This is a genomic window from Nitrosospira multiformis ATCC 25196 (genome assembly GCF_000196355.1).
Taxonomy (GTDB): Bacteria; Pseudomonadota; Gammaproteobacteria; order Burkholderiales; family Nitrosomonadaceae; genus Nitrosospira; species Nitrosospira multiformis.
The window spans coordinates 1,499,362-1,511,240 of sequence record NC_007614.1 but is presented as its reverse complement, the minus strand read 5'-3'; the positions used below and the strand labels follow the sequence as shown (position 1 = coordinate 1,511,240).

At 55.7% G+C, this 11,879-nt stretch carries 12 protein-coding genes; 4 read left to right on the top strand and 8 right to left on the bottom strand.

The window, feature by feature from the left end:
• The first annotated feature begins 70 nt into the window (after positions 1 to 70).
• The 4 genes from NMUL_RS15305 to NMUL_RS06935 all read left to right on the top strand — a co-directional run bounded on the left by NMUL_RS15305 (position 71) and on the right by NMUL_RS06935 (position 2,709).
• Positions 71 to 828, top strand: a protein-coding gene (locus NMUL_RS15305; RefSeq protein WP_148235532.1) for an IS5 family transposase whose coding sequence is annotated in 2 segments (ribosomal slippage) — positions 71 to 404 and positions 404 to 828 — 759 coding nt in all. Because the reading frame shifts where the segments join, the coding sequence is not laid out codon by codon here.
• A 171-nt stretch (positions 829 to 999) separates the two neighbouring features.
• Positions 1,000 to 1,746: a flagellar basal body P-ring formation chaperone FlgA gene (gene flgA / locus NMUL_RS06945; RefSeq protein WP_011380658.1), complete on the top strand. Its 747-nt coding sequence runs from the start codon at positions 1,000 to 1,002 to the stop codon at positions 1,744 to 1,746.
• Between the two features lie 151 nt (positions 1,747 to 1,897).
• Positions 1,898 to 2,233, top strand: a complete 336-nt coding sequence (gene flgM, locus NMUL_RS15660; protein ID WP_041352443.1) for a flagellar biosynthesis anti-sigma factor FlgM — start codon at positions 1,898 to 1,900, stop codon at positions 2,231 to 2,233.
• Between the two features lie 2 nt (positions 2,234 to 2,235).
• A complete protein-coding gene (locus NMUL_RS06935; RefSeq protein ID WP_011380656.1) occupies positions 2,236 to 2,709 on the top strand; it encodes a flagella synthesis protein FlgN in 474 nt (157 codons plus the stop codon).
• A gap of 532 nt (positions 2,710 to 3,241) precedes the next feature.
• Here the strand turns inward: NMUL_RS06935 and motD are convergent.
• From motD to flhB, 8 genes are all read right to left on the bottom strand, one after another.
• Positions 3,242 to 4,108, bottom strand: coding sequence for a flagellar motor protein MotD (gene motD / locus NMUL_RS06930; RefSeq protein ID WP_011380655.1), 867 nt, complete (start codon positions 4,106 to 4,108; stop codon positions 3,242 to 3,244).
• 73 nt (positions 4,109 to 4,181) lie between these two features.
• Positions 4,182 to 4,409 (bottom strand): hypothetical protein, encoded by a 228-nt coding sequence (locus tag NMUL_RS06925; protein WP_146063227.1) that lies wholly within the window; start codon positions 4,407 to 4,409, stop codon positions 4,182 to 4,184.
• Positions 4,410 to 4,481: 72 nt separating this feature from the next.
• Positions 4,482 to 5,222, bottom strand: a complete 741-nt coding sequence (locus NMUL_RS06920; protein WP_011380654.1) for a flagellar motor protein — start codon at positions 5,220 to 5,222, stop codon at positions 4,482 to 4,484.
• Positions 5,204 to 5,932 (bottom strand): RNA polymerase sigma factor FliA, encoded by a 729-nt coding sequence (locus NMUL_RS06915; RefSeq protein ID WP_011380653.1) that lies wholly within the window; start codon positions 5,930 to 5,932, stop codon positions 5,204 to 5,206. The genes NMUL_RS06920 and NMUL_RS06915 overlap by 19 nt, the downstream gene beginning before the upstream one ends.
• An 11-nt stretch (positions 5,933 to 5,943) precedes the next feature.
• Positions 5,944 to 6,837: a MinD/ParA family ATP-binding protein gene (locus tag NMUL_RS06910; protein WP_041352441.1), complete on the bottom strand. Its 894-nt coding sequence runs from the start codon at positions 6,835 to 6,837 to the stop codon at positions 5,944 to 5,946.
• Positions 6,830 to 8,542 (bottom strand): flagellar biosynthesis GTPase FlhF, encoded by a 1,713-nt coding sequence (flhF, locus tag NMUL_RS06905; RefSeq protein ID WP_011380651.1) that lies wholly within the window; start codon positions 8,540 to 8,542, stop codon positions 6,830 to 6,832. The genes NMUL_RS06910 and flhF overlap by 8 nt, the downstream gene beginning before the upstream one ends.
• Entirely contained in the window at positions 8,539 to 10,617 is a 2,079-nt protein-coding gene (gene flhA / locus NMUL_RS06900) for a flagellar biosynthesis protein FlhA (protein ID WP_011380650.1), read from the bottom strand. Before flhA ends, flhF begins: the two co-directional genes overlap by 4 nt.
• A 2-nt stretch (positions 10,618 to 10,619) precedes the next feature.
• Positions 10,620 to 11,798: a flagellar biosynthesis protein FlhB gene (flhB, locus tag NMUL_RS06895; protein WP_011380649.1), complete on the bottom strand. Its 1,179-nt coding sequence runs from the start codon at positions 11,796 to 11,798 to the stop codon at positions 10,620 to 10,622.
• Positions 11,799 to 11,879: the final 81 nt, after the last annotated feature.

Here is an 11,879-nt window from a genome sequence, read left to right as displayed (position 1 = left end):
TTCAGGACCTATTAATTTCATGATTCACGAATAGGATCAAATGTGATTCACTTATGGCGGAGGTGCTGCCATGAGAGATTTGTTTTACCTGTCGGAAACACAGTTCAACCGTATAAAACCTTATTTTCCCTTGTCCCACGGAGTTCCCCGTGTTGATGATCTGCGGGTGATCAGCGGGATCATCTACGTCATTCGGAATGGCCTGCAATGGAAGGATGCCCCCAGGGAATACGGGCCGCACAAGACACTGTATAACCGTTTCGTGCGCTGGAGCCGACTGGGCGTGTTCAACCGCATCTTTGTGGAACTGACCGGTAAAGAGGAAACGCCCGAGAGGCTGATGATCGACGCCACGCATCTGAAGGCCCACCGCACGGCAGCCAGCCTGCTAAAAAAGGGGATGTTCCCCGCCGTATCGGTCGCACAAAGGGCGGCCTGAACTCGAAGCTTCATGTGGTCTGCGACGGTCAGGGCAAGCCTGTGGCCATGCTCCTGTCCGAAGGGCAGATGAGCGATTACAAGGGAGCACGTGTGCTGCTGCCGTCATTGCCCAAAGCCAAAACCCTGATTGCAGACCGCGGCTATGACGCTGCCTGGTTCCGGGCAGCGTTGCGTGCCAAAGGCATGACGCCCTGCATACCGACAAAAAGGAATCGCAAAATCCAGATCAAATACGACAAGACCCTCTACAGGCAAAGGCACAGGATCGAGAACATGTTCGCTCGGCTCAAGGACTGGCGCAGGATCGCCATGCGTTACGACCGCTGTGCCCATACCTTCTTCTCTGCCATCTGTATCGCCGCAACTGTCATCTTCTATCTCAATTAATGAGTCCTGAGCCTAAGGAAGCAGGCAATCGCATAGTGGTATCGTATGGATGCCTGCTCCGGATAATGCCCCGAATAGCGGAAAAAACACCTCTCATTTCCCCCGCTACCCGACATCTGTGCGTACTAGAATCCTTGGAGTCGCACACTGTAAGCATTTTTGAGAGTCCATATGCCTGCCATCCATCTTCGATTACTATCCCGGTTATGGGCCGGTAGCCCGAACCTGCTCATTCTCCTACCCTTGATTCTCCCCTCGGCCGTCTCCGCTGCAGCCTCTGCCCCGGCAGCTGCAAGGCAGGATCCGCATGCTGTCCAGCAGGCGGTTTTGAGCTTTCTGCAGATGCAGTCGATCGGTCTTCCCGGCGAGGTGGAAATCACATCGGGGACGATCGATGGGCGGCTGGCGCTGCCGGCTTGCACGGCGCTTGAACCCTCCTTGCCGCCGGGCACACGCCCCTGGGGAAATACAACTGTCATGGTGCGGTGTACGGCGCCTCACTCCTGGACCATTTACGTCCGCGCTACCGTAAAAGTCGTGGCTGAGTACCTGGTAAGCACCCGGCCCCTGAGACAGGGGCAGGTAATTGACGCTTCAGACCTGACCAGCCGGAAAGGCGATCTCACCCAGCTTCCGCCGGGTATCGTGACCGACTGGAATCAGGCAATCGGCAGAACCTTGGGAGGAAACCTCCCTTTCGGAAGTCCGTTACGCCAGGATATGCTTCGCGCCCAGACAGCCGTAATACAGAATCAGACTGTGAAGCTTGTCTCCAGCGGACGAGGGTTCAGTGTGAGCGCGGAAGGCAAAGCGCTTACCCATGCAACAGAGGGCCAACCGGTAACAGTTCGAAGCGCTTCGGGCGCGGTTGTAAGCGGCATTGCCCGGGCAGGCGCCATCGTTGAAGTAACTTATTGATTGCAGGAAAGCAGGAAACAAAAGATGCCTTTGCTCAGCCGTTCCTGGGTTGCCGTCTTGCGTGCAAGAACCGGTAACTGGACCTGATAAATCTCAAGTTTCTCCCGGGTTCTCCGTTAAACTGTCTACAGTCAAACTGAGGAGACAGCAATTGAAAATAGAGAACTCAATCAAAACAGAATCTGCCAAGCCGGTCCACGAAGGCCAGTCGTCTCCTGGTAAATCGGGCCAGCGCGCGGTAGCAAGCGCTGTCACCTCGGGTGCAAGTAGTACGAGTAGCGCGAATAGCATAAGCACTGATATCCAGTTGAGCGCCCAACTGAAAAATATCGAAAAAAATTTGGCGAAGGGCGAGGTTTTTGATACCCATCGGGTAGCAGAAATCAAGCAAGCCATCAGTGAAGGCCGTTTCACGGTCAATGCGGACAAAGTGGCTGACGGATTGCTTGACACTGTCCGTGATCTGATACGCAGGAGGCAGGGATAAACTTGAATAATACTGTTTTCGATCCCATTGCCGGTATTGCCAGCGAGCGCGATGCCGTGCGGGCGTTCATCGATGTGCTGCGCAGGGAGCAGCGGGCCTTGCAACAAGCGGATGTGTCTGTGCTGTTGCCGCTCGCCGTGGAAAAAGCGAGTCATGCCCAGCAGCTTGCCGGGCTTACCGAGGCCCGCGAGCAGTGGCTCGGAATGTCTGGCTCCCTCAAGGATCAGGGTGATATGGAGCGCAGATTGGCAGATCATCCCACTGCAGCTATGGCTTGGCAGGAGCTGCTCCAGTTGACTGAGACCGCTCACCGGATAAACGAAATCAACGGTATTCTCGTGAACCAGCGCCTCCGCTATAACCAGCAAAGACTTTCTGCATTACAGGCTGCTGCTCGTGGCCTCCATAATGGCCTTTATGGTTCTAACGGTCAGCCGCAGATCTTTTCCGGTGGACGCCGGCTTGGCGAGATCTAAGGATGTAAGGATTTAAAACAGGACACAGATGGCAGTCCCCCCTCATACTCCCTATACTTACCTCTATTGAGAATGCCATCCAATCCGTATCAGGACCAGACGGATTGGAACAAGGAATTCCGGCATTTCCTGTGTCGGGATAAATGCAGGTATTCCTTTCACCCTTGCAGGTCTGTCGGACTCATCATTCCGTTGCCCCTGAGCCCTTCGCCGCCCCCGTTGATCCTGAATCTTCGGCCCCCGTTCGCCTGAGCGTGTCGAAGGTGTGAACGAGGCTCAGAAACAGGCTGCGCGATCACTACGGAAATTACGAGAGCAGCATCATGCCACCCAGCCGCATCCCAGAATGACCGAATGACGCGCTCTTGAAGCGAAATAAAGCAATCAGCACGATAGCAGCCAAGGCATGGAAATCCAGTCTATCGGACCATTGATTCCCCCTGCCCGGAAAACATGATAGGCAGGCCGTGGACGCCGAGGTCCTGAAATAGGAACGTCTTGGGGAGGCTGCTGAATCCCTCGCAGGAAAAACTTATGCCAGTTTCTCTCGCCGAAAAAGGCAAGCGGTTCTCTCAGAAGCAGTCGAGGCGGACTCGGTTTCCTGTGGCGCGTCCTCGAGATTATCGGATGGATTGCGGTCTGAATTGGAGAGGATCATGATGGTAACGCGTCGATTACGCGTACGGCCATCTTCAGTATCGTTCGAATCCACAGGCCGGTTCTCGCCATAGCCCACGGCAGTCAGCCGTGCCGCCTCTACTCCGCTGCCGATGAGCAATCGAACCACGCTGCTGGCCCGCACTGCTGATAATTCCCAGTTAGAGGGAAATTTATCGGTTACGATCGGAATACTGTCCGTATGACCTTCCACCTGGATGGGATAGTCGTTATTTTTCAGCACCTGCGCCACCGCTTCAAGAACGCGGGCGGAGTTTTGTTCCAGCACTGCCTGCCCAGGCGCAAATAATACCTTGGCATTGATTTCCACAGCCAGTCCCCGGCTGCTTGGAATCACCCTCACCTGCCCGTTCTCGATGAGCGAGCGGAATGGCTGAAAGGCTGCGACGACATCTCTTGCGATAACTTCCATTGCTTCCTGCTGCCCGCGCTGCGCCTCAGCCAGACGGCGCGCCTTTTTTATTGACCTGTCCTCTTCCGTCGGGGATTCCTGGACAGGCGACGAGGGCGCGGACTCGGGCGTAATGAGTACGCTTCGATCCGATTGCGCACCAAATGCGTTCACAAGCGAGCCTGCCATTCGCTGGTATTTACCTTCGTTTACCTGCGAAACCGCATACATCACGACGAACAGCGCGAGCAGCAGCGTGATAAAGTCGGCATAGGACACGAGCCAGCGCTCATGATTCTCACGCTCTTCCAGTTTGCGTTTGCGAGCCATATCAATTGAAAGCCGGTCTACCTGATAGACCGGCTTTCCGTTTCATTTTTCTATTCATAACCGGTCTTTTTCTTCATGCCTCTTTGTCGCCCGCCCTGCGGCCGCCTTTGCGCCGGTCCGGATTTCTTCTCTCGCTTGCTCCCCGGCTATTGGGGTCGCGCCGTTCTGCGCCTGAGCGTCTTTCTCCCTGGCGCCTCTCTATGTACACGCCATCCTTCATCGGCCTTTGCTTGTCATCTCCCGCCGTAACCGTTTCGTTGGCTTCGCTTGTAATAACGGTTTTGTCGCTGTTTTTCATCATTTCTCCTGAATGAAATGGGGTGGTTACTTTCCTCTTTTACGGGACTGCATGATTCGAGCAAAAAGGTGCTCGTTATACGACATATCCCTTCAGCCGTTCTGCAATAAGCCGTGGATTCTCACCTTTTGCAATTCCTACCAGGCCATCGACCAGCATGTCCCGCAGCAATACCTGACGGGCAATGAGGGTCTTCAGTTTGTTTGCAATAGGCAAAAATGCAAGATTTGCCAGACCGACGCCATAAATGGTCGCCACGAATGCGACTGCAATACCCGCGCCAAGGTCGGCAGGATTGGACAGGTTCTCCATCACCTGGATTAATCCCATCACTGCTCCAAGGATGCCGATAGTCGGCGCATAACCTCCGGCTGCTTCCCACACCTTGGCGCCCTGATGGTGGAGATCCTCGAAAGTCTCGATCTCCACTTCCAGCACGCGCTGCAACACCTTGGGTTCGGTTCCGTCCACCACCATCTGCAGTCCTTTTCTCACGAAAGGATCGTCGATGCCTTCAACATGATTGTCGAGCGCCAGTAAACCCTCCTTGCGGGCAGCAGCGCTCCAGGTTGCAATGTGCTGCACCACGGCTTCCGGGTTGAGCACTGGCGGAACAAATATCCAGCGGCTCATTTTCATGGCAAGTACAAACTGACGGACCGGACTTTGCAGCAGAACAGCTCCCAGCGTCCCGCCCAGTACGACTACGAGCGAAGTAACCTGAATGAGCGATGCGTGGTGTCCCCCCTCGAGCACTTGCCCGCCAAAAACAGCAACCAGCGCGATACCGATACCGATTATGCTATTGAAGTCCATGCGCATTCCTTGAGTCGCACGCGTAGCCGGGCAATCGCCTGACTGTGCATCTGACATATTCTCGATTCGGATACGCCCAAAACGGCGCCGATTTCCTTGAAATTCAGTTCCTGCTCGTAGTACAGCCCCATCAGCGTTTTTTCACGCTCGGGCAGGATCTCTATCGCGTTGATCAAAATCCGGCGTAAATCGCCGTCGAGCAGCGCCGCCAGCGGATCAGCAGTATTGTCGGCACAGTTGCGCTCCAGAAAATCATCGTCCTCATCGTCCGAAAAATCCTCATAATGGATAAGCTGGGTTCCTTTTGCTTCAAACAGCATCTGCTGGTAACTTTCGATCGATACGCCGAGTTCTTCGGCGATCTGCCGCTCCGAAGGAGAGCGGCCGAGGCGGTGCTGCAGCACATTGATAGCGCTCTCGATCTGGCGCATTACCCTTCGGGCTCCTCGCGGAAGCCAATCCAGCTGGCGCAGTTCGTCGAGCATGGCGCCGCGAATGCGCTGCTGCGCATAAGTCTCGAATTGTGCCCCGGGCATCTCTTCATACCGGTTCAACGCTTCCATCAGGCCGATCATTCCGACCTGTACCAGGTCATCTGCTTCAACACTGACAGGCAATCTCGCCATCATGTGATTGGCAATCCGTTTTACAAGCGGAGTAAACTCCACGATATGCTGTTGTTTATCGATGGTGCCGACCGAAGTGTACATGCTGTTCCTCACTATGATTCTGCTGTAGCGGCATTCATTCTGGCGCCCTGACTGCCGGAACTGCCTTGCAACAAACATTGCATGAAGCGTTCGAGGCCTCGTCCTTCATCCTCCTCGAACGGCCAGTGAATCAGCGATTCCGCTGCATGCTGGAACGCTGCCCCGAAGGATGCGGCCGAAAAAGATTTGGGCAACGGATTATCGGGACAGAGCTTGTGCTCGTACGGGATATATCCCAGGAACTGGAGCGAAACCCCCAGATAACGCTTGGCGGCGCTCTCCATATTGCTGAAAATGGTATTTGCTTCGATTTCTGTAACCGCTTTATTGATCAGAATGTGATAGCGCCGCTTATTCTGATGATTTCCACCGATATGCTTGATCAGCGCATAGGCAGCAGTAATGGAAGCGGGTTCGGGCGAAGCAACCACAACGATTTCATGACTTGAAAGAGCAAGCGAAAGCGAGCGGCTGGCCTTGCCGGGAGCAGCATCGATCAAGACCACGTCGAATGACGGCGTTATATGCGCGAAAGATCCGATCAGGTGAGCGCGGTCGCCGACATTGAGTTTTTCAAGGGCTCGCATGCCTCGCCCCGCAGGAAGGATCGAAAATCCGTGGACACTGCCGACAACCACTTCCTGCACGGTTTTATCGCGTCGAATAACATCCAGCAGATCACGGTGCGCATTCAATCCCAGCAGCTCGCATACATTGCCTGCACCCGTGTTCTCGTCGATTACCAGCACACTTTTTCCATTGCGGGTTAGAGCCGCCGCGAGATTGACCACGGCTGTGGTATTTCCCGTACCCGTACCACCGGATGTGAGTGTGACAATGCGCAGGAAATTCTGAACCAGCAATCGGCGAAGGCCCTCTGCCTGGTCATGAATGGGTTCAGTCAAGGAACACCTCGCTCGTATCCGGCCCGATTCCGCCATCCTCGCGACTTGCTCCGGCTATCGAACATGAATGATCGAGAGCGGTAAAAGACGCGGCGTCCTGGAACTGAGGAAAATGAGCGAACTGCGAGAGATCGTCGAACATGCGGTTTACCAGGGATTCGGCATCCGCAAGCTCGATATCCTCGGGGACCCGCTGGCCATTGGCAACATAGTAGAGAGGCAAGTTGTGGCGCATGGCTATATCGAGCGCACAGCCCGTTACTACCGCTTCATCCAGCTTGCTGATGATGGCGCCCGCCAGACCATCACCCCAGTAGGCCTCTGCAACTTCATCCAGCGTATGCCAACTCGAAGCGGCATTGAGCAGCAGCAGGCGCTTGATTTCACTGCCGCAGCCACTCAGCATGGCAACCTGTTCGGCTACCATCTGATCGCGCTGCCCTACGCCAACCGTGTCGATCAGCACAATATGCTTGCCGCGCAATTCATTCAGTACGAGGGCCAAGTCCTGCGTATCCCTCACCGCATGTATGCTGACCCCCAGAATCTTTCCATAAATCCGTAACTGCTCATGTCCGCCTATGCGGTAGCTGTCGGTCGTCAGCAAAGCGACCTTGCTTGCTCCATGGCGGACAACACAACGCGCTGCGAGCTTCGCGGTAGTAGTCGTCTTACCCACACCGGTCGGCCCTACCAGAGCATAAACACCTCCCTTCTCCAGAATTTCGTCCTCGTTCCCGATAGTCTGAAGATTGCCTGTCAGCGCCGTTCTTACCCAGTTCATGGCTGCGCTTGCGTCCAGCTTTTCTGGCAATTGATCCAGCAGCGCCTGTACGGAAGCATCATGGAGTCCCGCTGCCAGCAGCTGGCGAAATAATTGCCCGCGCACCGGATCGCGTCTCTCCTGCTCGTTCCGGCTTAGCGAGGCGAGTTGCTGCTCCAGTGTCGAATGCATGAAACGGACTTCCTTTAGAACACTGGCCGCAACCTTATCCGCGACTTGAAGAGAATCGAGCGCAAGCCGTCGGGGCCTGCGGGAAATTGCAATTTCCGGATTCATTGCTGGCGATGAGTTGCGCGTATTCTGTAATCGTTTCCGCCAGCTCCGGAAATCTGACACCCTCGTTTCCCCCGCCATGGCGCTCGATTCACGGGGGGTTGTTCCTCTGCTGCTTTTCTTCGCCGACCCTTCTCCACTCTTCGTGGACTGCACGCGTCCCGTAGTTGCGCGACGCGGTTTGCTGGAAATTTGCGGAACGGCTTTTTTGTTGGTCCTGGCAGCGTGATCTGTCTCTTGCGCCTTCTTGCGCGGCAAAGGAGTCAAATCACGCTCGGGCGCATCTTCAGCATTTTTTTCGATTCTTGCCGTCCTTGCTGTCTGCTCCGCACCTCTAGCAGGAGGTACAGCAGGATTCTCGGGCATACTTTTGGGAACCGCAGGTTTGGGAACCGGGAGTATTGCTACCGACACGTCGGGCGAGAACCCGTTCTTGCTCTCTTCCCGCAGCCTTTGCTCCTGCCCATCTTCTTTCTGGCATTCCGCCGGGGGGAGCAACGCGGACATAGCGCTATTGCTCAAGGCCAATATCTCGACACCATTGTCTACCGCTCGATTCGACAGAATCACCCCGTCGGCTCCGAGCTCATCGCGTACCATGCGCAATGCTTCGCTGGTTGTTTTGGCAAAAAATCGTTTGATAGTCATGCTCTGGCTCCAAGAATCGAAGTGACTTTAATATTGCTTGAATCGGGTACTTCCGCATGCGACAGTATTTTCAGTTGAGGAACGGCACGGCGCAGAAAACGCGCCAGCAAGGTTCGAAGCGGCGCTGGCACCAGCAACACGGGAACCAGCCCCACCTGCTCCTGCCGCTGGCTGGCGCCAGCTGCCTCCCGAATGAGGGTATCGGCGAGTCCCGGCTCGATCCCAGCCCCCGTCGGGCTGGCTTGCAAAGCTTGGGTCAGCAACCTTTCCAGTCCGGAATCAAGCGCCATCACCTGCAACTCACTGGCTTGGGGCCATATCTGCTGAACGATTGAGCGCCCCAACGCAATGCGCACCAGCGCCGTCAGTTCATGCGCATCCTGAACTTTCGAAGCGTGCTCGGCCAAGGTTTCGACGATGCTTCGCATGTCGCGTATATGCACCTTCTCCTCGAGCAGATTCTGCAGCACTTTCTGCAAGGTGGAGAGCGGGAGCAGCTTCGGAATCATATCTTCCACCAGCTTGGGAGAATCCTTGGAGAGGCGATCCACCAGTTGCTGCACTTCGGAGCGGCCCAGCAATTCGGCAGCGTGGCTGTGCACCAGATGATTGAGATGGGTGGCAACGACAGTACCCGCATCGACCACCGTATATCCCAGTGACTGGGCACGCTCGCGCTGGCCTGCTTCTATCCAGACAGCGGGCAGCCCGAAAGCGGGATCGGTGGTGGCAAGACCAGGCACATTGCCGGATACGATGCCCGGATTGATGGCGAGATACTGCCCCACATTGACTTCACCGGTTCCAATATTGACGCCCTTGAGCGTTATCCGGTACCCGTTAGGGCGCAGTTCCAGATTGTCACGGATATGAACAGTCGGCGGAAGATACCCGACCTCCTGGGCGAATTTCTTGCGCACGCCTTTGATCCGCCCGAGAAGCTCCCCGTCCTGGGTCTTGTCCACGAGCGAAATCAGGCGATAGCCCACCTCTAGTCCCAGTATGTCCACGGGCATGACATCATCCCAACTGGCGTCCTGCGCCTCCGCTTGGATAACGGGAGCTGTCGGCGCCTGCGACACAAGCCGCTTGCGGCGCTGTTCCATCAGATAGGCGCCCCCGCCGCACAATGCGGCCAGCAGCAGAAAGGCAATATGAGGCATACCGGGTATCAGGCCCATGAGACCGATGATAGCGGCAGTCAAAGCCAATACCTGGGGCTTTGAGAAAAGCTGGCCTGCCAGTTGAGTGCTGATATCCTCATCCGTACCGACGCGGCTTACTACCAGGCCGGCGGCGGTAGAGATAATGAGCGCCGGAATCTGGGCCACCAGTCCGTCACCGATGGCAAGCAGGGTGTAATTTCTGGCGGCGGTAGCAAGATCGAGGTCATGCTGCAGAACGCCGACTACCAATCCGCCAACGACATTAATAAAGAGGATGAGAATTCCCGCTATCGCATCTCCCCTTACAAATTTGCTCGCGCCATCCATGGAGCCGTAAAATTCCGCCTCCTGGGCAATGGAGACGCGCCGCCTGCCCGCCTCCTCCTCACCGATGAGGCCGGCGTTGAGATCCGCATCGATCGCCATCTGCTTGCCCGGCATGGCATCCAGCGTAAAGCGCGCGGAAACTTCCGCAATGCGACCGGCACCCTTGGTAATGACGATAAAGTTGATCACCACCAGAATAACGAACACAACTATGCCGACCGTATAATTCCCGCCGACGAGGTAATGACCGAATGCCTCGATGACTTTTCCTGCCGCATCCGGCCCGGTATGGCCTTGCATCAGCACCACGCGGGTAGATGCCACGTTGAGCGACAATCGCAGCAGCGTTGAAAGGAGCAGCACTGTGGGAAACACGGCAAAATCCAGCGGCTTGTGCGTATGGATGCTAACCAGCAGCACCATGATGGAGAGCGCGATGTTGAAAGTGAACATCATGTCCAGTAAAAACGCGGGCAGTGGCAGTACCATCATGCCGAGGATCATGAATATCAGCAGCGGACCTGCAAGGCTGCGCGCCCTCGCACCGCTAAACAGGTAAGTTAGTTTTGTCATCGCAGTCATCGTTATTCAGGTTTTCCAGTTTTTCCCGCTTCCTTGAACGCTTTGTTTTCCGGATCCAGCTCAACCGGCACGTCAAGTTCCGGCAAAACGGGAGCCTTGCCGCCAGAGGGGCCATATTGCTGGTGGCGGCGCAATTGATAGACGTAAGCGAGCACCTCGGCTACGACGTTATAGAGTGTCTGGGGAATTTCATCTCCCAGCTCAGTATGTTGATAGAGAGCACGAGCCAACGGTGGCGCTTCCAGCACAGGTACTTTGTGCTGATGCCCTATCTCGCGGATTTTCAAGGCCAATAGATGCATACCCTTGGCGACGACGCGAGGCGCACGCATCTTGCCATCTTCATATCTGAGCGCGACGGAGTAATGGGTAGGGTTTGTAATAATCACATCCGCCCTGGGAATCTCGGTCATCATGCGCTTTCTTGCCATTTCGCGCTGTTGCGCGCGGATACGCCCCTTGATTTGCGGATTACCCTCCGTTTCCTTGTTTTCCTGACGGACTTCTTCCTTGGTCATCCGGAGCTTGCGGTAGTGATCCCACAACTTGAACGGCACATCCACCGTGGCAATCAGTATCATGGTGCCCGCAATGGAAAAAAAACTCAGGGCAACCAGCTCGCCCATATGAGTCAAACCCGGGACGAGTGGCCGGGCGATGAGCGACAGGACGGACTCCTTGTAATGCCAGATCGTCCATACCCCTGCTCCACCGATCAGCGCGGCCTTGAGGAGCGCTTTTGCCAGTTCGAGCAGGCTGTGCAGTGAAAACATGCGGCTCAGGCCGCTCAGTGGATTTATCCGTTTGAAATCGGGATTGAGCGACTTCCAGCTGAAAAGCCATCCGGAAAGCAGCATGGGCGCAACCAGGGCGACCAGGATCATCAGTATCAGGAAGGGAGCGAAGGTAATCAGCGCATGGAAGGATTGGTCGAACAGGCGCTCGGCCAGGCGTGCCGGCTCAAATCCGGTCTCACGCGGGATATGCATTCCCTCCTTCATCAATCGGGCAAGCTGGCTGCTCAGGTGTCCGCCCATGAGCCAAAGACCAGTCCCAGCTGCAATAAGAAGGGCAAAGGTCGACAGTTCCGTGGAGCGCGGCGCCTGCCCTTCTTCACGAGACTTTTCCAGACGCCGGGGGGACGCCGGTTCCGTTCTTTCCTGATCGCTCTCTTCGCTCACTGCAGATTCCTGTCACAACCCGAATGACTGATAACTCCACGCGGAATTACTGCACGTGGATGACATGCGACATTATTGGGC